This is a genomic window from Anaeromyxobacter sp. K (genome assembly GCF_000020805.1).
In the GTDB taxonomy this organism is placed as follows: Bacteria; Myxococcota; Myxococcia; order Myxococcales; family Anaeromyxobacteraceae; genus Anaeromyxobacter; species Anaeromyxobacter dehalogenans.
This window is the reverse complement of sequence record NC_011145.1, coordinates 3,240,836-3,261,228: the sequence shown is the minus strand read 5'-3', so window position 1 is coordinate 3,261,228 and position 20,393 is coordinate 3,240,836. Positions and strand designations below refer to the sequence as shown.

18 protein-coding genes are annotated in these 20,393 nt (G+C 75.8%); 9 read left to right on the top strand and 9 right to left on the bottom strand.

The annotated features are described in order from the left end of the window. The first annotated feature begins 3 nt into the window (after positions 1–3). From ANAEK_RS14655 to ANAEK_RS14640, 4 genes are read left to right on the top strand one after another with little or no spacing between them, the layout of a single operon-like run. The gene (locus ANAEK_RS14655) at positions 4–924 is read left to right on the top strand and encodes a type II secretion system F family protein (protein ID WP_012526911.1); all 921 of its coding nucleotides are present in this window, start codon (positions 4–6) and stop codon (positions 922–924) included. After that, a complete protein-coding gene (locus tag ANAEK_RS14650; protein ID WP_012526910.1) occupies positions 921–1,694 on the top strand; it encodes a tetratricopeptide repeat protein in 774 nt (257 codons plus the stop codon). The genes ANAEK_RS14655 and ANAEK_RS14650 overlap by 4 nt, the downstream gene beginning before the upstream one ends. Position 1,695: 1 nt before the next feature. Next, entirely contained in the window at positions 1,696–2,010 is a 315-nt protein-coding gene (locus tag ANAEK_RS14645) for a hypothetical protein (protein WP_012526909.1), read from the top strand. Between the two features lie 9 nt (positions 2,011–2,019). Continuing rightward, positions 2,020–3,105: a pilus assembly protein TadG-related protein gene (locus tag ANAEK_RS14640; RefSeq protein WP_012526908.1), complete on the top strand. Its 1,086-nt coding sequence runs from the start codon at positions 2,020–2,022 to the stop codon at positions 3,103–3,105. Between the two features lie 22 nt (positions 3,106–3,127). On the opposite strand, the gene ANAEK_RS14635 is transcribed toward ANAEK_RS14640, so the two are convergent. The 5 genes from ANAEK_RS14635 to ANAEK_RS14615 form a co-directional block, all read right to left on the bottom strand. Beyond that, positions 3,128–4,549 carry a hypothetical protein gene (locus ANAEK_RS14635; protein WP_232288225.1) on the bottom strand — a complete coding sequence of 474 codons (1,422 nt, stop codon included), beginning with the start codon at positions 4,547–4,549 and terminating at the stop codon, positions 3,128–3,130. Positions 4,550–4,747: 198 nt separating this feature from the next. Continuing rightward, complete coding sequence (locus ANAEK_RS14630) at positions 4,748–5,635, bottom strand: glucose 1-dehydrogenase (protein ID WP_012526906.1); 888 nt, start codon at positions 5,633–5,635, stop codon at positions 4,748–4,750. A gap of 60 nt (positions 5,636–5,695) precedes the next feature. After that, complete coding sequence (locus ANAEK_RS14625) at positions 5,696–6,457, bottom strand: NYN domain-containing protein (protein WP_012526905.1); 762 nt, start codon at positions 6,455–6,457, stop codon at positions 5,696–5,698. Positions 6,458–6,605: 148 nt separating this feature from the next. Continuing rightward, entirely contained in the window at positions 6,606–8,573 is a 1,968-nt protein-coding gene (locus ANAEK_RS14620) for a CxxxxCH/CxxCH domain-containing protein (RefSeq protein WP_012526904.1), read from the bottom strand. Between the two features lie 182 nt (positions 8,574–8,755). Then, positions 8,756–10,123: a CxxxxCH/CxxCH domain-containing protein gene (locus ANAEK_RS14615; RefSeq protein ID WP_012526903.1), complete on the bottom strand. Its 1,368-nt coding sequence runs from the start codon at positions 10,121–10,123 to the stop codon at positions 8,756–8,758. Between the two features lie 358 nt (positions 10,124–10,481). Here ANAEK_RS14615 and ANAEK_RS14610 point away from each other — a divergent pair, with 358 nt between their 5' ends. Both ANAEK_RS14610 and ANAEK_RS14605 read left to right on the top strand, forming a co-directional pair. Continuing rightward, positions 10,482–10,703, top strand: a complete 222-nt coding sequence (locus ANAEK_RS14610) for a hypothetical protein (protein WP_012526902.1) — start codon at positions 10,482–10,484, stop codon at positions 10,701–10,703. Between the two features lie 259 nt (positions 10,704–10,962). Continuing rightward, positions 10,963–12,177, top strand: coding sequence for a DUF1015 domain-containing protein (locus ANAEK_RS14605; RefSeq protein WP_012526901.1), 1,215 nt, complete (start codon positions 10,963–10,965; stop codon positions 12,175–12,177). A gap of 13 nt (positions 12,178–12,190) precedes the next feature. Here ANAEK_RS14605 and ANAEK_RS14600 read toward each other — a convergent pair whose 3' ends face one another. The 3 genes from ANAEK_RS14600 to ANAEK_RS14590 form a co-directional block, all read right to left on the bottom strand. Continuing rightward, positions 12,191–15,400, bottom strand: coding sequence for an ATP-binding protein (locus ANAEK_RS14600; protein WP_012526900.1), 3,210 nt, complete (start codon positions 15,398–15,400; stop codon positions 12,191–12,193). Then, positions 15,393–15,638 carry a hypothetical protein gene (locus tag ANAEK_RS14595; RefSeq protein WP_012526899.1) on the bottom strand — a complete coding sequence of 82 codons (246 nt, stop codon included), beginning with the start codon at positions 15,636–15,638 and terminating at the stop codon, positions 15,393–15,395. The genes ANAEK_RS14600 and ANAEK_RS14595 overlap by 8 nt, the downstream gene beginning before the upstream one ends. 94 nt (positions 15,639–15,732) lie before the next feature. Beyond that, entirely contained in the window at positions 15,733–16,092 is a 360-nt protein-coding gene (locus tag ANAEK_RS14590) for a response regulator (RefSeq protein WP_012526898.1), read from the bottom strand. Between the two features lie 121 nt (positions 16,093–16,213). On the opposite strand from ANAEK_RS14590, the gene ANAEK_RS14585 reads away from it, so the two are divergent. The 3 genes from ANAEK_RS14585 to ANAEK_RS14575 all read left to right on the top strand — a co-directional run bounded on the left by ANAEK_RS14585 (position 16,214) and on the right by ANAEK_RS14575 (position 19,827). Beyond that, positions 16,214–16,423, top strand: coding sequence for a hypothetical protein (locus ANAEK_RS14585; protein ID WP_012526897.1), 210 nt, complete (start codon positions 16,214–16,216; stop codon positions 16,421–16,423). Positions 16,424–16,606: 183 nt separating this feature from the next. Beyond that, positions 16,607–18,097: an ATP-binding cassette domain-containing protein gene (locus ANAEK_RS14580; RefSeq protein WP_012526896.1), complete on the top strand. Its 1,491-nt coding sequence runs from the start codon at positions 16,607–16,609 to the stop codon at positions 18,095–18,097. A 140-nt stretch (positions 18,098–18,237) separates the two neighbouring features. After that, the gene (locus ANAEK_RS14575) at positions 18,238–19,827 is read left to right on the top strand and encodes an aromatic amino acid hydroxylase (RefSeq protein WP_012526895.1); all 1,590 of its coding nucleotides are present in this window, start codon (positions 18,238–18,240) and stop codon (positions 19,825–19,827) included. Positions 19,828–19,834: 7 nt separating this feature from the next. Here the strand turns inward: ANAEK_RS14575 and ANAEK_RS14570 are convergent, their stop codons facing one another. Then, positions 19,835–20,362: a hypothetical protein gene (locus ANAEK_RS14570; RefSeq protein ID WP_012526894.1), complete on the bottom strand. Its 528-nt coding sequence runs from the start codon at positions 20,360–20,362 to the stop codon at positions 19,835–19,837. Positions 20,363–20,393: the final 31 nt, after the last annotated feature.

Sequence of the window (20,393 nt, the reverse complement as noted above, 5' to 3'; positions counted from 1 at the left end):
GGCATGGGCGCGGAATCCGTGATGGCGTGGGGCATCGGGGGGCTGGCCGTGGTCATCGTCGGCGCGCTGGCCGGCGCGTGGATGGCGGTGCGCCGCGAGGCCGACCCGGTGGTCCGGCGCCTGCGGGCGACCGCCGCGGGCGCCGTCGACGGCGACCCGGCGCTCCAGCTCCAGCCCGGGCTCGCGGCGGTGGAGGGCGACTCCAGCGAGGGCGGCTCACGCCTCCGGCGCGAGCTGGTGTGGGCGGGCATCCGACGCGCGGGCGCCCCGCAAGGCTTCGTCGCGGCGAAGATGGCGCTCGCGACGGTGGCCCTGACGGGCTTCGCCGCCCTGAACGCGCTCCGGACCGAGCCAGTGCGGACCGGGCTGCCCATGGCCGCCCTGATCACCGGCATCGCGTTCTTCCTGCCCAACCTCTGGCTCCGTTCCCGCGTGCAGGCGCGCCAGACCCAGCTCGATCGGTCGCTGCCGGACGCGCTCGATCTCCTCGTGACCTGCGTCGAGGCCGGCCTCGGGCTGGACTCCGCCCTGCAGCGGGTCTCGGACGAGGTCGCCCTGGCGCACCCGCTGCTGTCGAAGGAGCTGCGCCTGGTGTTCCTGGAGGTGAAGGCAGGCATCCCGCGCATCGCCGCGTTTCGCCGCATGGCCGAGCGCACCGGGGCCCCCGAGCTGCGGTCCCTGTCCGCCACGCTGGCGCAGACCGAGCTGTTCGGGACCAGCGTGGGCGCGGCGCTCCGCATCCAGGCCGAGGGGATCCGGATCCGCCGGATGCACCGCGCCGAGGAGAAGGCCGCCTACGTGTCCGTGAAGATGTCGCTCCCGCTGGTGCTCTGCATCCTCCCCTGCGTGTTCGCGGTGGTGCTCGGGCCGGCGGTCGTCAACATGGCCGATCGGCTGTTCCCGCTCCTCGGAGGTGGCCGATGATCCGCCGCGCCGGCCTGGTCGCGCTGCTCGCGCTCTGCGCGTGCGCCGGCGCCGGGTCCCGGAGCCGGCCGCTGGACGAGGCGCGGCTGGCGGTGGCCAGGGCCATGGTCGAGCACCGCGCCTGGAACGACGCGCTGCTCGCGCTCGATCGCTACCACGCGAGCGCCGGCCCGTGCGCGGAGAGCCTGACCCTGCGCGGCGTCGCGCTGCGGGAGCGGGGCGTGCACGAGGAGGCGCGCGCCGACTTCGAGCACGCGCTCCGGCTGGACGGCCGCTGGGCCCCGGCGCACGCTGCGCTGGCCGTGCTGCACGACGTCGACGGAGCTTACGACGAGGGCGAGCGGCACCACCGCAAGGCGCTCGAGCTCGCGCCGCGCAACGCGTCCTACTGGAACGACTACGGGTTCGCGCTGTTCGCGCGCGGGCGCAACGACAAGGCGCTGCAGGCGCTGCGCAAGGCGGTGGAGCTCGAGCCCACGCTCCGGCGGGCCCGGACCAATCTCGGGTTCGCCTACGCGCGTGCCGGCGACTTCACGCGGGCGTCGCAGCAGTTCGACCTGGCCGAGCCTCCGGCGGAGGCGCGGAACAACCTCGGGGTGGCTTACGAGGCGGCGGGGTTGCTCGCGCCCGCCTACGACGCGTACCTGGCGGCGGTACGTGCGGACCCCGGCCTGGCGCGGGCCCGGGCGAACCTGGCGGACGTGGCCCGGAGCCTCGGCCGCGCGCTGCCTGCCGACGTGGCGACCGGGCCGGTCGCGGGAGGAGGGTGACATGAGCGTTGCGAAGATCACCGTGGTCTGCCTCGCCGTCGCGCTCGCCGGGTGCGGCGCGCGCAGGACCATCACGCCCACACACGGCGTCGCGTACCGGGCCGCGTTCGGCGGGCAGCGTGCTGCGCCCGCGCGTGGGCCGGTGGACCCGCCGCCGGGACTCGACTCGCAGGAGGCGGCCATCATCGCGGCCTCGTACCGCAACAGCCTGTCCCCCAAGGGCGAGCGGCCGGAGCAGGAGCCGCAGCTGCTGATCGTCGCTCCGCAGAAGCCCGGTGCGTCGGCCCGGCCGGGGCCGTCGGTCCCGGGCAACTAGGAGGCGCGCATGGCACGTCCGGACCCGCGGCGGAACGAGAGAGGCGTGACGGCGGTGCTGGTCGCCATCGTGGTGGTGGTGCTGGGCGCGTTCCTCGCGCTCGCGCTCAACGTGGGGCACAGCCGGGCGGTGCGAGGCCAGCTGCAGAGCGCAGTGGACGCGGGCGCGCTCGCCGGCGCCGCGGAGCTGGACGGAACCCTGGCGACCCTGCAGGCGGGGCGGCCGGGGGCGCTGGCGAGCGAGTTCACGCAGCGCCACATCACCGACCGCTCGATGCCGGTGGAGATCACCCCGACGAGCGATGTCATCCCGGGCCACTGGGACCCCTTCGCCACGGATCCCGCCACCGCGTTCACGCCCATCACGCCGATCCTCACGGAGCAGGATGCGCGCCGGGTGAATGCCGTGCGCGTCCTCGCGGGACGGGAGGGCAGCCGCGGCAACGCGGTGGGGGTCGACTTCTCCTCGTTCGTCTCGACCGAGAGCATGGACGTGGCGGCGGACGCCATCGCCGTCAACGGCGGCCCCTGCGAGGACTCGTGCCCGGATGCTCCCCTCGCGTTCTTCGCGTGCGGCATCGAGGACCCGGACACGTATCAGCTCGCCTGCGGCCGGACGCTGCGCATCCACTTCAGCCCGGACGGCACCGACACCGCCGGCCTCTCCTCGCTTTCGCTCGACTCCGCCAACACCCAGACCTACCGCAACATCATCTCGGGCGAGCTGTGCCGGGACCTGCAGGCGGGGGATCAGGTCAACATCAGCAACGGCCAGCAGGGGTCGACCACGCTCTGCGGCCCCGAGAACAACCAGCCGACGTTCGACCACTACTGCGTTGCCGACGCCGCGGGCACCTGCACCCAGCCGCGGGAGGTCCGCGCGCCAGTCGTGGATGGGGAGTGCCCGCCGCGGTTCAACCAGACGCACCAGGTGATCGGGTTCGCGACCTTCCGGTTCGTGCGGATGGTCTGCGGTGGCGCCAGCAACTCCTACATCGACGTCGAGTTCCTCTGCGACGAGGTGGACGACGAGGCCGGCGTGATCGGCTGCGGATGGTTCGGCACCGGGCCGCTGCGTCCCAAGCTGGTCCGGTAGGGCGGGCGCGCGCGCAGCCCGTTCACCGAGCCGCCCCCCGTCCCGCACCGGCATCCCGGAGGAAGAGCGCGGCGTTGGGCGTGCTCTCCACCTCGCGCCAGGCCGCGTCGGCGCGCAGGTACGCGTCGAGCCGGGAGCCACGCGCGGCCAGGGCGACGTGCAGGTCGTGCTCGGCCACCTGGCGCGCGTAGAAGGCGGGCGTCCCCTCGTACCACTCGCGCAGGAACGAGTCCCCGTAGAGCTCGCACCGGTCGTCGCCGAAGATGCGGACGCCCGGGACGTTGTAGGCGACGAACGCGCCCAGCACCATCTCGGTCAGCACCGGCGTGCCCGGCCCGAGCGCGCCCGCGGCGGCGTCGAGGCGGGGCACGAGCGCGTACGGCCACCGGGCACGCTGCGGGCCAGCCAGCGAAGGGCCGCCCACGGAATGATTCACCGCGACGAGCGCGAGCGCCGCGAGCGGGGCGAGCCACGCCGCGCGCGGCAAGACCGGAGCCGGTCGGGGCGGACCGGCGACCTCGACCCGTCGCCGCGCCAGCCAGGCGGCGGCCCCGCTGCGCGGGAGGAGCTCGGCGAGCGCGATCAGCGCCGCGATGGCGAAGAGGGGGGCGTGCCGGATGCGCTGGAGCGCCAGCACGAGCCAGACGAGCGGCAGGGCGCAGGTCGCCGTCCACCGGGCGCGCCCGCTCGATGCAGCCACTGCGACGTACCCGGCGGCGAGCGGAACCACATACCAGGCTCCGGTCCTCCAGAGCGAAGCGTGCTCCACGATGTACTCGGCGATGACGGGGGACCGTACGATCGCGAGCCACGTCCGGATCATGTCCACGCCATAGGGGTTCAGGAGCGTACCGGCGATCCCGGCGGCGAGGACGCCGCACAGGGCGAGCGCGTCGGCGGGCGCGCTCACCGGCGACTCGCGCCCGATCGCCCAGGCCGTGATCCAGACGGCGGCGGTGATCCCGAGCGTCGCCAGGCCGCCCAGCACGGCCCCGTGGCAGCTCGTCCACAGGACGAACAGCGGGACGAGCCACCACAGCCTGCGAAGGCCGGCGCGCCCGGCCTCCACGTCGGCGATCGCCGCGAACGTCCACGCGAAGAAGACCATGGAGAGCAGCATCGGGCGGATGTGGATGCTCCCGGCGCTGGTGAGGAGGCCGAGCGCCGAGATCAGCACCGCCCAGCGGAGCTGGACTCCGCCCGCGATCGACCGCGTGAACAGCCACGTGAACAGGAGCGCCAGCCCGCCGCTCGCCGCGACGAGCAGGGCGTCGAAGCCGCCAAGCCGGTGGAGCAGCGCCATCGCGCACTCCGCCAGCCACTGGTGCGCGATCCACGGCTTCCCCTGGAACGTGAACGTGAGCCAGTCCTCGTGCGGCAGGCCGTGGCTCAGGATCCGCTCGCCGGTGAGCACGTGCCAGAACGTGCCCGGGTCCTGGAACATCCGCGATGCGCCCGCGATCGCGAGCAAGGCCCAGGTGCCGGCGAAGAACGCAGCCGACGGCGCGGGCCGGAGGCGGGTCGTCCAGGTTCTGGAGGGGCCGGTCGCCATCGCGCACTGATGGCGACTGTCGCGCCGCCGGGGGGACGCCGCAAGCGCGCGCGCGTCCCACCCCGTCCCGTGTTCGCGGGGCGCACGCCCCTACGCCAGCGGCGACCCCCCGGTCACCCCCACGATCTCCCCGCTCACGTACCGCGCGTCGTCGGAGGCGAGGAACACGAACACCGGCGCGACCTCGGCCGGCTGGCCGGCGCGCTCCATGGGCGCGCTCTCGCCGTGCTTCTCCACCTTCTCGTCCGGGAACGACTGCGGGATGAGCGGCGTCCAGATCGGGCCGGGCGCGACCCCGTTCACCCGGATCCCCCGCGCGGCCAGCTCCTTCGAGAGGCCCTGCGTGAACGTGCGGATGGCACCCTTGGTGGCGGCGTAGTCCAGGATCTGCGGGTTGGGGTGGTACGCCTGGATCGAGGTGGTGTTGACGATCGCTGCGCCGGGCTTCAGGTGGGGCAGGGCGTGGCGGGTGAGGTTGAACATGGCGACGACGTTGACGCGAAAGGTGCGCTCCACCCGCTCGGCGTCGAGGTCCTCGAAGCGCTGCACGGCGCGCCCCTGGAACGCGGCGTTGTTCACGAGCACGTCCAGCCGCCCGAAGCGCTCGATCGCCGCCTGCACCACGCGCGCGCACTGCGCGTCCTCGGAGAGGTCGCCGGCCACCAGCACCGCGGTGCGCCCGGACGCCTCCACCACGCGCCGCGTCTCCTCGGCGTCCTCGTGCTCGGACAGGTACGAGATCACCACGTGCGCGCCCTCGCGCGCGAACGCGAGCGCCACGGCGCGGCCGATGCCGCTGTCACCGCCGGTCACGATGGCGACGCGATCCTGCAGCCGCCCGTGCCCGCGGTAGCTCTGCTCGCCGAAGTCCGGTCGCGGGCGCATCCCCGCCTCGCTGCCGGGCGTCTGCTGCTGCTGCTTCGGGTAGGGCGGCTTCGCGCCGGCCTGCCGCGGGTCGGGGTTCCGCTCCTTCGCCATGGCGCCTCCTGCCCGAGAAGCTAGGGCGGGGCGCGCCGGGGCGCGGCGGCGCGAGGGAGGCTAGGCCGCGGGGACCACGTACCACTGGCCCTTGGCGCCCTGCTCGCGGCGGAGCAGGCCCTCGGTCTCCATGGCCTCCAGCATCCGGTTGAAGGACGAGAACCCGTGCTCGCGCTCGTCGAAGTCGGGCTGGCGGCGCACGATGGCGGCCTTGATGGCGGACGGGTTCACGGGCCCGGCGGCCCGCCCCAGGATGGCGGCGGTGGCCTCGCGCGCGACCTCGGGGACGACCGCGGCGATCTTCTCCTTGGGCCGCTCGGCCTTCTCCTTGCCGCCGCCTTCCGCGCGGCGGCGGCTGCCCGGGCGCAGGTAGATGAACTCGTCGCACGCCTTCACGAACAGGGGGCTGGTCGCCTCCCGCACCGCCATCCCGATCACGGTGCGGTCGTTCTCGCGCAGCTTGTAGGCGAGGGGGCAGAAGTCGGAGTCGCCCGACGCGATGACGAACGTGTCGATGTGCTCGCGCAGGTAGGCCAGCTCGAGCGCGTCGATGACGAGGCGCATGTCGGCGCCGTTCTTCCCGGCGCGCGTCGAGGGCGGCACGTCCACCAGCTCGACGCCCTTCTCGTGGAGCCGCGGGGTGGCGGCGGAGAAGCGCGTCCAGTCGGCGTACGCCCGGCGGTACACGACCTTCCCCTTCTCGAGCAGGGTGTCGAGCGCGGGTTGCAGGTCGAACGTCTCGGCCGAGAGGCCGGTGCGGGTGACGAGGTTCTCGAAGTCGATGAAGAGCGCGATCCGCTGATCGCTGTGCTCGCGGCGCATGAAGGGGCCTCCGGGCAGGCCGGGCAGGGGCCCGCAGCGCCCGGAACCTGACAGGTGCGGGGCGCGGGCGCAAGGAAAAGGGCCGGAAAGGTCGAGGCCGGGGGGCGGACCCCCCGGCCTCGGGAACTTCACGCACCGTCAGCCCGGATCAGTACCAGGCGCGCTCCGGACCGTGGCAGGCGACGGTGCAGCCGTGGGTGCCCCGGTCGTAGTTGACGGCCGCGGCCACGTCGACCAGGCCGTTCACGTGCAGCGCCTTGTCCGCGGTGGGCGGCGTGGCGCCGGGCGCGTACCCGGCGGAGTGGCAGACGCCGCACGAGAGCTTGAACGTGCCGACGTGCGTCGCGTGCGCGTCGCTCAGGTCGGTGCCGGTCTGCGAAGCGTGGCAGCTGCCGCAGTCCACCGAGGTGGCGGTCCATGCCGGGGTGGCGGCCTTCCCGCCGCGGAACCCGCCGTGGCAGTAGGTGGACGCGCAGGTCCCGGCGCCGGCGTCGAACGTGCCGGCCGCGGCGCCGCCCGGCGTCTTGAGCGCCACCGCCACCGTGCCGTTCACGTGCGCGATGTCGGCGTAGGGCTGCCCGTCGTGGCACGCGCCGCAGGCGACGCCGTTGCTGATCGCGCCGGTGGGCTGCTTGCCGAACAGGTGCGTCTGGTGCGCGCCGACGCCGCGCTCCGACGGCGCCACGTGGCCCTGGCTGTCCACCGGCGGCGCCGCCGCGAGCTGCGCCCGGTTCGGCTCGCCGTGGCAGAAGGTGCAGCTCGTCTGCCACGCCTGCTGCCCGTTCGCGGCGTGGCAGGCGTTGCAGGACGCGCCGGCGCCGGGGCCGCCGTTCAGGTCGGCGCCGTGGCAGGTCCTGCAGTCGTCGAGACCGCGCGGGTACGCCGGGTCGTGGAAGTTCGCGGCCAGGCCGTGGGGCTGCTGCGTGCCCGCCGGCGCGAGCCAGCCGGCCGGGTGGACGTTCTGGTCCACCACGCCGTTCACGTGCAGGCCGTTCGCGACGAACATCGAACCGTCCGGGTTCACGGTGCCGGGGTGGCACTGCGAGCACTGCGGCAGCGAGCCGAGCGGCGCGCCGGTGCGATCGATCGACGGGTGCGGCGACGGGGGCACGAGCGCGTGGCAGCTCCCGCAGGTCGCGCCGGCGGTCCCCTGCGTCCAGGTCGGCGCGATGTTCAGGCCGCCGCCGCCGATGGGCGTGGTGCCGCCGCCGTGGCAGTAGACGCCGCTGCAGGTGCCGTTCGCGTAGCTCGGGGTCGCGTTCAGCGACGCGAGCGGGCCGAAGGTGACCACCGGCGCGCCGTTCGACGCGTGCGCGGAGTCGGTCGGGACCACGTGGCACTGGCTGCACGCGAACGCCTTGGCGAGCGGGCCGTCGCGCAGGTGCGCGAGGTGCGCGCCGACGCGGGCGCCGCTGACGTTGCCCTGCGTGTCCACCGGCGGCGCGGCGCGGACGAGCGGCGAGTCCTGCGTGCGGGCCGGGTCGCCGTGGCAGCCGGCGCAGGCGGTCAGGGCCACGATGTCCACGTGGCCGTCCACGTGCTTGCCGCCGGGCTTGATCTCCTGGTTCGCGTCCACCGAGTCGGAGTGGCACTGGAAGCAGTTGGTGGCGAGCGCGCTGTGGCTGGGCGGCGGGTTGCCGTGGCACGCCTGGCAGCGCTCCGCCGCGCTGGGCTTCGGCTGGTTCCAGGACGGGTTCGGCGTGGTGCCGCCCGCGAACAGCGTGCTGCCGTGGCAGTACGTGCTCGAGCAGGTGCCGCCGAGCGTCCCGGTGCCGGCGGCGTACGTCGGGGCCGCGCCGTTCAGCTTCGCGGCCTGCCCGAAGCGGACCTTGATGGTGTCGGGGCCGATGTGGTCCGGGTCGTCCACCGAGGACGGCACCTTGTGGCAGGTCTCGCAGGCGACGCCGGCGCCGAGGTGGGCGGTGTGCGCACCGACCTTCGGGCCGGTCAGGCTGCCGTGGGCGTCGCGCGGCGGTGCGCCGGTCAGGTTGTCCACGCCGCCGTGGCAGCGCGTGCAGCTGGTGCCCGCCTCGGCCGACTCCTCCACCTTGCGGGCCGAGCAGGCGGCGAGCAGTGCGAGGGTCAGGACGAGCGGGGTGATTCGAGCGGAGCGCATTCGGGAGGGTCCTCGGTCCGTGGCGGCGCCCGGATGGGCGGGCGCGCGGCGCCAGAATGCCCTCGTCGGCGGGCCGGCGGCTTGACCGTGCGCAAGGGACGCGTCACCCGACCGCAGGATGCGCGGCTCGGGCGCCGGGTGCCCTCGGGCGCGTCGCGTTCCTGCCGCTGCCGGCCGGTCCGCTACCAGGTCTCGCCGCCGTGGCACCCCGGCGCACAGCTCCGGGAGGCCGCGTTCCAGCCGACGATGGGCTGCAATTGCCGCGTCCCGTCCACGTGGGTGGCCGGCACGACGGCGCTCGCAGTGTACCCGGACCCGTGGCAGGTCGCGCAGGAGATCCCGCGGCTGGAGACGTGCAGGTAGTGTCGCCCGGAGTAAGCGGACGTTCCGCTCCCGCTCTGCGGCAGGTGGCAGGAGGCGCAGGTGGTGCCGGCCGTCGAGGTCCAGGTCGGCGCCGGCGCGGCGGCGCCCGCGATGGAGCCGTGGCAGTAGGTGGACGCGCAGGTGGTCCCGTTCCACGCCGGCGCGGCCCCGTTCCGGCGGGCGGCGACGCCGAACGTCACCTGCGCGGCGCCGTCGAGGTGGCCGAGATCGGCGGGGACGGCGTGGCACTCGGCGCACGCGAGCGGCGACGACACGGTGGCGAGGAGGTGCTTCTGGTGCGCACCGACCGCGCGGTCGGTGACGGCCGTCTCGCCCTGCGTGCCGAGCGGCGGCGCGGCCTTCGGCAGATCGGCGGCGGCGTATGCCGCGACCTTGGTGCCGTGGCAGAAGGTGCAGTTCGACTGCCAGGCGGTGCCGCCGTGGCAGGCGTTGCAGGACACGCCGGAGGTCCCGCCGCCGTAGTCGGCGCCGTGGCAGGCGGTGCAGCTCGAGAGATCGCGCTTCGCGGCGCGGCCGTGCTGCGCCGGATCCGACCAGCCGTCCGGGTGCGCGCCGTTCACGTCCACCACGCCGTTCAGGTGCAGCCCGCCGGCGAGGTTCAGCGTGCCGTCGGCGTTGACGGTGCCGGGGTGGCAGGTGGCGCAGGCGGTGGCGCCGGCGGCGTGCGACGGCGGCGGCGCGCCGTGGCAGCTCGCGCAGTCCAGCGGCCCGGCGCCGCCCCAGGCCGGCGCGGTGAGGCTCCCGCCGGAGAGCGTCGCGCCGTGGCAGTAGACGCCGGAGCAGGTGCCGCCCGCGAACGCCGGCGACGCGCCGCCGGCCCGGGCGAGCGCGCCGAAGGCGAGGTCCACCTGGCCGTTCGAGTGGAGCCGCTGCGCGGGCACGGCGTGGCACTCGGCGCAGGCGATCGGCCCGGACACCGCGGTCGCGTGCAGGTGGGCCTGGTGCGCGCCGACCGCCGGCCCGCTGGCGCTGCCGTGCGCGTCGCGCGGCGGGGCCGCCTGGAGCAGCGCGCTCGCCTCGGAGCGGGTCGCGTCGCCGTGGCAGGAGGTGCAGTCGCCCTCCGCGCCGGCGCCGGCCTCGCCGAGCGTCGGGCGGGCCTGGTCGCAGGCGGCGGTCGCGGTGAGGAGGGCGAGCGCGGCGAGCGCTGCACGGTGGGTCGAGGCCATGGTTCGTCTCCGGGCGGCGGCCCGGGGACCAGGGTCCGGCGCTGGAGCACCGGACCGTGGGCGGGCGGCGGCCATGGCGCCACGTTCGGGGGTGCCGGTCGAGCAACCCACGTGCCGGTTCGCCGCGGGAACCCGTACCGACAGCCAAGTGCGCGGAAACTCCTGAGGCGAACGGGTGGGGCAAGGTGCGAGCCCGTCGTGTCCCACGCGCAAGGGACGCGGCGGCCGCTCGGCCGACGCAAACGTTGCGCGAAGCGTCGGGACCTCTCCCGGCAGCGTTGCAGGTCGGCAGCGCGCGCGGCGCGGAGTTCCCCGATACACTCGCCGGACACCAGGAGCGGAACCGGGGAGGGCGCGCGTGACACAGTCCGAAAGGCTGGCCCGCCGTACCGAGCTGCGGGTCGAGATCGCGAAGCACGAGGCGGCGCTGGCCGCGCTCCGCGCCGACGAGGCCCGGTTGCTCGAGGACTGCGATCACACGTACGCCGACGGCCGTTCGGCCGGGGTGGGCGGCGCGGTCCGCGTCTGCGCCGTCTGCGGCCGCGTGCTGAAGCACCGCGACGAGAAGCTGTGGGGCTGAGAGCACGTGAAACCATCCCCTCCCGTCGCCGCGGCGGCCGATCCGCGTCGCATCGCGTCGTTGCTCCTCCCTCACATGCCGACGGGCATGCTCGGTCGTCGCGCCTCGCGCTGCTCGCGTCTCGACCGCCTGGCTCGGTCCCGGGATTGATTCACGCGCTCGGAGCGGGCGCCCCTGTTAAGACGAGGGGCCCCCGGCGCCTCCGCGCGCCGGACCCCCTTCCACTCGCCGGCGGCCGCCGCGCCGCCCCGGAGGTCCGATGGCCACGCTCCGCCCGTTCCGCGCCCTGCGCCCGCCCGCAGCCCTCGCCGCCCAGGTCGCCTCGCCGCCGTACGACGTCGTCTCCACGAAGGAGGCGCGCGCGCTCGCCGCCGGCAACGCCGACAGCTTCCTGCGCGTGTCGCGGCCGGAGATCGACCTGCCGGAGGGCGTGGACGAGCACTCCGACCCCGTCTACGCGAAGGGGCGCGAGAACCTCGACGAGCTGGTGCGGCGCGGCGTGCTGCGCGCCGACCCGGAGCCGCGCTTCTACGTGTACGCGCAGCGGATGGGCGAGCACCGGCAGACCGGCCTGGTGGCGTGCGCGTCGGTGGACGAGTACGACCGCGACGTGATCAAGAAGCACGAGAAGACGCGCGCAGACAAGGAGGACGACCGCGTCCGCCACATCGACACGCTGTCCGCGCACGACGAGCCGGTGTTCCTCACCTACCGTGCGGTGCCGGACATCGACGCGGCGATCGAGGAGGTGAAGCGCGCCGCACCGGAGTACGACCTCGTCACCCCCGACGGCGTCGCACACCAGCTCTGGGTGGTCCCGGCCGCGCTCGGCGCGCGCATCGAGCAGCTGTTCGGCGGCGTGCCCGCGCTCTACGTGGCCGACGGCCACCACCGGTCCGCCGCCGCCTCGCGCGTCCACGCGGCGCGCCGCGGCCAGCCCGGCGAGCACGACGGGTTCCTGGCGGTGGTGTTCCCGCACGACCAGATGCAGATCCTCGCCTACAACCGCCTGGTGCGCGATCCGCAGCGGCGCTCTCCCGACGCGCTGCTCGCGGCGCTGCGCCAGGTGCTCGACCTCGAGCCCGCGAAGGACCCGCGCCCCGATCACCCGCTCGCGTTCGGCGTGTACCTGGGCGGCCGCTGGTGGCACGCCCACGTCCGCAAGGGCAGCTTCGACGCCGCGGATCCGGTGAAGGCGCTCGACTGCTCCATCGCGCAGGACCAGCTCCTCGAGCCGCTGTTCGGCATCCGCGATCCGCGCACCTCGAAGGACGTGGACTTCGTCGGCGGCATCCGCGGTCACCAGGAGCTGGAGCGCCGGGTGAACGAGGAGGGGTGGTCGCTCGCGCTGCACCTGTTCCCCACGCGCATCGAGCAGCTCATCGCGGTGTCCGACGCCGGCAAGCTCATGCCGCCGAAGAGCACCTGGTTCGAGCCGAAGCTGCGCTCGGGGCTGTTCGTGCACGGGTTCTGAGGGACGGCCGCGCTCACGCGGTGGCGACGTTGCCGCGGGGCAGGGTGACGGTGAACGTGGTGCCGTGGCCGGGCTCGCTCTCGAGCGAGACCGAGCCGCCGTGCGCGCGGACGATCTCGCGGACCACGTACAGCCCGACGCCCAGGCCGCCGACGCCGCGGTGCGGGCAGGCGCGCTCGAACGCGCCGAACACGCGCTCCTGGTCGGCGGCCGGGATGCCGGGGCCCTCGTCGTGGACGCGGATGCGCGCGGACCCGGCGTCGGCCTCGACGCGGACGTCCACCGGCGCTCCGGGCGCGTACTTGAGCGCGTTGCCGACCAGGTTCTCGAGCACCTGGTCGATGCGCCGCCGGTCCCACGCCCCGAGCACCGAGGGCGGCGCGTCCACGCGCAGCGCCACGCCGGCGGCGGCGGCCTCGCCGGCGTGCTGCTCGACCACCTCCCGCACCGCCGCCGCGAGATCCATCGGGGCGACGTCGAGGCGGAAGCGCTTGGTGGAGAGCCGGGTGACGTCGAGCAGGTCGTCCACCAGGGAGGCCAGCCGGTGCACCTGGCCGCGCGCGCCGCCGAAGATCTGCACCAGCTTCTCGTGCGGCATGGCGCGCAGCTCGCCGCGGGCGATGAGCCGCTCCAGCATGGCGATGCGGAGCTGCAGCGGCCCGAGCGGTCCCTTCAGCTCGTGGGAGGCGATGGCGAGGAACTCGTCGCGCGCGCGCACGGCGCGCTCCGCCTCGCCGTAGAGGCGGGCGTTGTCGAGCGCGATCGCCAGCCGCCGCGCCAGCTCCTCGGCGAGCGCCAGCGCCTCCGGGGTGGCGAGCCGATCCTCGCGATCCCCGAACAGCGACAGCGTCCCGAGCGGCTCGCCCACCCCGGCGAGCGGCAGCGTCAGCTCGACCTGGCCGGGCAGGGCGGCGCGCAGCGCGTCGGGCCATCCGGCCTGGGCCGCGGGGCGGCTCACCACCGGTCGGCCGGTCTCGAGGGCGCGGGTGATCGACGCCGCGCGGTCGAGGGCGCTCCCCGGCCTCGCCAGCGCGGCGCGCCCCTCCTCCTCGCGGCGCGGATCGGCGTGGGCGAGCTGGACGCGCGGGCCGCCCTCCTGCCGGAGCACGAGCAGCACCGCGTCGGCGAGGTGCGGCACCGGGAGGCGCACCGCGGTCCGCGCGATCGCCTCTGCGTCCAGCGATCCCGCGAGCAGCGCGCTCACCCCCGCGAGGAAGCGCTGGTTCTCCGCGTCGCGCGAGAGCAGGCGCTCGCGGGCGCGGTGGTAGTCCACCCGTCGGCGCAGCTCGTGCGGCGACACGTGGAGCGCGGTGAGGATGTCGGCGTACGCAGTGGAGATCGCGCGCGCCTCCGCGGGCGTCACCAGCCCGGCGCGGCGTACCGCGGCGTGGGCGGCGGCCGCGCCGATCGCCCCGGCGAGCGCCACCTCGACCTGCGCCTGCAGCTCCGCGACCTGCAGCGCGGTCAGGCCCTGCTCCGGGCGCGCCCCGCAGCGCTCCAGGCAGGTGGCGGCCATCTCCTCCGCCTCGGCGGCGGGCACGTACGTGCTGAGGAGCTCCACGGCGGCCCGCCGCTTCGCCTCCACCGTGGTGAGCGCCGGCGCGTCCAGCGGCGCCCCGCCCGAAGGACCGGCCGCGAGCGCGCCGACGACCCGGTCGGCTCGCGCCGACTCCTCCGCGCCGGGCGGCAGGAGCAGGGAGCCCACCACGAAGGCGAGCCCGTTCGCGAGGAGCGTCCACACCACCGCGTGCGTGACCGGATCCGTGTGGACGTCGAACAGGCCCTCGGGGGCGAGCGCCTCGATCCCGAGCGGCCCTTGCAGGAGCAGCGACTCGGGGAGCCACCCGCTCCGCGCCAGCACCGGCACGACCAGCGTGTAGGCCCACATGGCGAAGCCCGCGACGATCCCGGCCATCGCCCCGGCCTTGCTGGCGCCGCGCCAGAACAGCCCGCCCAGCAGGGCGGGCGCGAGCTGGAGCACGGCGGTGAACGAGACCAGGCCCGTCGAGGCGAGCCCGAAGCGCTGCCCGAACGCCCGCTCGTACCCGAACGCGAGCGCGAGCACGATCAGCGCGGCCGCCCAGCGCGCTTGGAGCACGTGGCGCCGCAGCCACCGCAGCGGCGCGAACGCCTCCGCGGCCGGGATCGCCACGTGGTTCGAGAGCATGGTGGCGAGCGCGGTGGTCTCGACGATCACCATGCCGGTGCCGGCGGAGAAGCCGCCCAGGAACACCAGCCAGGCGAGCGCCGGGTGCCCGGTGTCGAGCGGCAGCGACAGCACGAAGACGTCGGCGCCGTCGGGCGGGCTCACCGCGATCGCGCCCAGCGCCAACGGCAGCACGAACACGTTGATGAGCAGCAGGTACGCCGGGAACAGCCACATCGCCGTGCGGACGTGGTCCTCGCTCGCGTTCTCGACGACCGCCACGTGGAACTGGCGGGGGAGGAGCAGCGCGGCCATCCCGGAGACGAGCAGGTGCGCGAGCCACGTCCCGACGCCGGTGTCGCCGAGGAACGCGGGCGCCGCGTCGCCGCCCGGCGCGGTGGAGAACACGTCGGCGAGGCCGCCGCGGAAGCCCCACACGAACCAGGCCCCCACCGCCAGGAACGCGGCGAGCTTCACGAGGCTCTCGACCGCCAGCGCCACCACCAGGCCGGGGTGACGCTCGGACGGCCGGGCGCGCCGCAGGCCGAAGATGATCGTGAAGCCGAGCAGGAACGCGAGCAGCGGGAGCCCGAGCCGCTTCCCCGCGCCCGGGTACGCGAGCGACGGCCCGCCCCCGGCGACCAGGCCGAGCGTGGCGATCATCGTCTTCAGCTGGAGCGCGATGTACGGCACCAGCCCGACCACCAGCAGCGCCGTCGCGGTCAGCGCGACGCCCTGCGATCGCTCGTAGCGGAGCGCGAGCACGTCGGGGATGCTCGTGACCTGATAGCGGTCCTTGATCCGGACGAGCTTGCGCACCACCCACCACCACACCGCCGCGCAGAGCGTCGGGCCGAGGTAGACGGTCAGGAACAGCAGCCCCCGCCGGGCGGCGAAGCCCACGCTGCCGTAGAAGGTCCAGGTGGTCGCGTAGACGCCCAGCGCGAGCGAGTAGACCAGCCGGTTCGACGCCACCGACCGCCCGCGCGCCTCGCGGCGCTCCGCCCACGCCGCGACGGCGAACAGCGCACCGACGTACGCGGTCACCACCAGCGCGGGGAGGGCGACCTCACGCATCGGGCGGTCCTGGCCCGCGGCGGGGGCGGAGCGCGCGCGCCATCGCGGCGAGCGCGCCGACGCCGCCGACCCAGGCGCCGAGCAGGTGGGCGTAGGCGGGCGCGAGCGGGAGGGGCGGGGTGCGGACGAACGGCCACGAGACCAGCAGGAGCCCGAGCACCAGGATCGTCACCGCCCAGGCGCGCGCCGGCTCCCGCCCGTCGGACGAGCGCTCCTCGCGCTGGGCCAGCGACGACACCGGCGCACCTCCTGGCTCGAGTCGCTACGGTGGCGCGGGCGCGCCGGTTTGCCAATGCGCCCGGTTCGTCTCCCGCGCAGGGCTGACCGGCGGCTCACGCTCCGACGCGCTTCAGCACGGCGAGCAGCTCGTCCACGCCGAACGGCTTCATCAGGACGGCGTCCACCGGGAGCTCGCGCACCCGCGACACCGAGTGGCCGGTGGTGATGACGAGGCGGATCCCCGCCCAGCGGGGGTCGGCGCGGATCGCCGCCGCGAGCGCCCCGCCGTCCATCCCCGGCATCATCAGGTCCAGGAGGATCACGGCCGGGAGGGGCGCCTTCTCGAGGAGGTCGAGCGCGGCGGCGCCGCCCCCTGCCAGATCGACGGCGTAGCCCTCGCCCTCGAGGCACTCCGCGACGTTCTCGCGGAGCGCGTCGTTGTCGTCGACCACGAGTACGCGGGGCCCGGTCATCGGACGCTCGAACGCTTCTTAAGCGGGAGCCCCCCGGCGGGGCAAGGGGTCTCGATCCGGGGCGCAAACCCGGACGTCTCGCCCCCCGAAATACCTGGAGGGATGGTGCGTAGGGATGGGCATGGCCGCCTTCCTGCTCTGGGTGCTCCTGCTGGTCGTCTGCTGGCCGCTCGCGCTGCTCGCGCTGGTGCTGTACCCGCTGGTCTGGCTGGTCCTGCTGCCCTTCCGGCTGCTCGGGGTGGCGGTGGACGGCGTCCTGGCCCTCCTGCGCGCCATCGTGTTCCTGCCGGCGCGCATCCTCGGCGGCGGCCCCCGCGCGGCCCGCGGCTGACGCGCGGGACCGGGCGCGGCACCGGGCCCGCTTGCGCTCCCCGTGCGTCCGCGCTAGACAGCCCGCGCACCGCAGCCGCGGTGCGGCGATGGAAACGATCTCCTAGCGAACCGGCAGCCTCACCCGCCCACGCCGCCCGGCGCGCCCCCCGCGCGCGCGGGCGCTCGCTCCAGGAGCATCGCCATGCCTTCCGTCCGCCTCGAGCGGCTCTCGTTCTCGCACGCCGACGCCGCGCCCATCCTCGACGCCGTCGATCTCGTCTTCCCCACCGGCTGGACCGCGCTCGTCGGCGAGAACGGCGCCGGCAAGACCACGCTCCTCGAGCTCGTCGCGGGCCTGCGCGCGCCCGACGCGGGCCGGATCCTGCTCGAGCCGGAGCGGGCGCGGGTGGTGCTGTGCCGGCAGGCGGTGGACGCGCCGGGCCCGGACGTGCCGGCGCTCGCCGCGCGCGACGACGGCGAGGCGCGCCGCCTGCGCGCGGCGCTCGCGCTCGACCCGGAGGCGCTCGCGCGCTGGACGACGCTGTCGCCGGGCGAGCGCAAGCGGTGGCAGGTGGGCGCGGCCCTGGCGGCCGAGCCGGACGTCCTGCTCCTCGACGAGCCGACCAACCACGCCGACGCCGAGGCGCGGGCGCTGCTCGCCGGCGCGCTCCGGCGCTTCCGCGGCGCGGGCGTGCTCGTGTCGCACGACCGCGCGCTGCTGGAGGCGCTGGCGGCGCGGACCGTGCGGCTCGGCCGCGGCGCGGCGCGCGCCTGGGCGCTGCCCTACGGCGCGGCGCGCGCGGCGTGGGAGGCCGAGTCGCGCGCGGCCTGGGACGCGCGGGCGGCCGCGCAGGAGGAGGGCCGCCGGGTGGAGCGGGCGCTCGCGGACGCGCGGCGCGCGCGCGACGCGGCGGACCGGGCGCGCAGCGGCCGGAGGCGCGATCCGAAGGACAGCGACGGCCGGACGCTGGGCGCGAAGACGCGCCGGGCCTGGGCCGAGGACCGCCTCGGCGCCGACGTCCGGCGCCTGCGCGCGGCGGCGGATCGCGCGCGGGAGGACGTGCCGGAGGCGCCGCCGGTCGCCGAGCTGGGCGGGTCGGTGTTCCTGGGCTGGGAGCGGGCGCCGCGGCCGGTGCTGCTCGCGCTCGAGGCGGACGAGGTCCGCGCCGGCGAGGTGCCGCTGCTCCGCGACGTGCACCTGCGGCTCGGGCGCGAGGATCGCGTGTGGCTCTCCGGGCCGAACGGCGCCGGGAAGTCCACGCTGCTCCGGGCGCTGCTCGCCGGCGCGGCGCTGCCGGCGGACCGGCTCCTGCACCTGCCCCAGGAGCTGCCGGACGGCGAGGGGCCGCGGCTGCTGCACGAGCTGGCCGGGCTCGAGCCGGCGGTGCGCGGCCGGGTCCTCTCGCTCGTGGCCGCGCTGGGCACCGACCCGGCGCGCCTGCTCGCCTCCGCGGCGCCGTCGCCGGGCGAGGCGCGGAAGCTGTTCCTGGCCATGGGCATGGGGCGGCACGCCTGGGCGCTGGTGCTGGACGAGCCCACCAACCACCTCGACCTGCCCACCGTGGAGCGGCTCGAGGCGGCGCTGGCGGCCTACCCGGGCGCGCTCCTGCTGGTCACGCACGACGAGGCGCTGGCGGCGCGCTGCACCGCGTCGCGCTGGCGCATCGCGTCGGGGAGGGTGGACGCCGCGTGAGGGGCGGTGCTTCCGCGGGGCCGGCGATTAGAGCACGGGCGCGCCGGGTGTCCGGGCCGGGGGGCCCGCGCCGGGCGGGCGTGGCCGGTCCGGAGCTTCCGGTCGCAGCGCGCCGTCGCAGATTTCCCGTGGAGGCGAGATTGGGTCCCACCGAGCGCGCCATCGCCGAGCTGCCGCCGCACCTCCGCCGCTTCGTGGTCGCGCAGGACCACGCCGCGTACACGCCGCGCGACCACGCGGTCTGGCGCCACGTCCTCCGCCGGCTCACCGCGCACCTGGCCACGCGCGCGCACCCCCGCTACCTGGCCGGCCTGGCCGCCACCGGCATCGAGGTGGAGCGGATCCCGAGCCTCGACGAGATGAACCGGAAGCTGGCGCGGGTGGGGTGGTCGGCGGTGGCGGTCCGCGGGTTCATCCCGCCGGCGGTGTTCACCGAGCTCCAGAGCCGGCGCGTGCTGGCGATCGCCGCGGACATCCGCACCCACGAGCACATCGAGTACACGCCCGCGCCCGACATCATCCACGAGAGCGCCGGCCACGCGCCGTTCATCGCCGACCCGACCTACGCCGAGTACCTGCAGCGCGCCGGCGAGGTGGGGTTCCGCGCCATCGCCTCGGCGGAGGACCAGGCGGTGTTCGAGGCCATCCGCAACCTGTCCGTCGTGAAGGAGGATCCGGAGGCGAGCGACGAGGAGGTGGCGCTGTCCGAGGCGCGGCTCCGGGCGGCGTCGGCCAGCGTCCGCTACGCGTCGGAGTCCACGCGCGCGAGCCGGCTCTACTGGTGGACCGCCGAGTACGGCCTGGTGGGCACGCTCGACGACCCCAGGATCTACGGCGCGGGCCTGCTCTCCTCCATCGGCGAGGCGGTGCACTGCCTCACCCCGGCCGTGCGCAAGCTGCCGCTCGATCCGACCTGCGCCGACGTGGCCTACGACATCACCCGCATGCAGCCGCAGCTGTTCGTGGCCCGCGACTTCGACCAGCTCTTCGAGGTGCTGGACGCGTTCACCGCCGGGCTCTCCTGGAGGCGCGGCGGCGACCACGGGCTGGAGGAGGCGCGCCGGTCACGCAGCGTGAACCATCTGGCCCTGTCCGGCGGGCGGGAGCTGACCGGCAAGGTCGCGGAGCGGATCCCGGCGGCGGCCGAGCTCGCGCCGGGCCTGTCGACCGCGCTGGTGCGCCTGGACGGGCCGGTGCTCGTCTCGCGGGAGGGGCGCGGCGAGGGGAAGCCGTGGCCGGGCGAGGTGGTGGTGGCGTTCGGTGACGCGGAGGTCCCCGATCGCGGGCCCTTCGACCTGGCGCTGCCCGGCGGGCTCGCGCTGCGCGGGTTCGCGGTGGGCGGTGGCGAGGTGGTGGACCTCCGCGCCTCGCGCGAGGGCCGGCCGCTCGAGCTGCCCACCTGGGCGCTCCTGTTCGTCTCGCGCGACCTGCGCTCGGTCGCGGGCGGGCCCGCCGACCCGGGCGCGTGGGATCGCTGGTTCGGCGAGCACGGCACGTTCACCGCGGGCGAGGGCGAGGCGCGGGCGCGCGCCCGGAAGGCGAAGGCGCTCCCGCCGGCGCTCGCCGCGCTGTACGACGAGGTCCGGCGCCTGCGCGAGGCCGGGCGCGGCACGCGCGAGCGCCTGCTCGCGATCCGCGAGGCGGCGGCGGCGTTCCCGGGGGACTGGCTGCTGCGCACCGAGGTGGACGAGCTGCTCGCGCCGGGCGCCGAGGCGCCGGCGCACGCGTGAGCCGGGCCTACCGGGCGTGGAGCGCCGCGACCACCCGGCGCAGCCGCGTGGCGTCGTCGTCGGTGAGCGCCGGGAGGAGCCGGGTGGCGCGGCCGGAGATGGCCTCGGCGATCGCCGGCCACTCCTCGTAGAACCAGCCGGACGACGACCGGCCGCCCTCGCCGTGCACCCGCTCCATCACCTGGAACAGGACGGCCCGCGCCGCCTCGCAGATCGCGTCGCCCGCGGCGGCGTCGAGCCCGGCGGCGCGCGCCGCGGCCGGGCCCGCGTTCGCCGCGAGCACCCGCGCCTCGAGGTAGCAGAGCGCGAGGGTGTCCGCGCCCGCGTACCAGGGATCGCCGCGGCCGCGCGCCTCCAGCTGCGCGGCCGCCTCGGCGGGCTCGAGCGGGCGCGCCCGCGCGCCCAGCGCCCCGCAGGCCGCCTCCACCGCCGCGGCCCGGTCGGCGCCGGGCCGGAGCTCGAGCAGGAAGTGGCGGCCGGAGGCGTCGGCGCGGCTCTCGCGCACGCCGGGGATCGCGTCGAGTCGCGCCAGCACGGGCGCGAGGGCGGTGCCTCAGCCGAGGCCC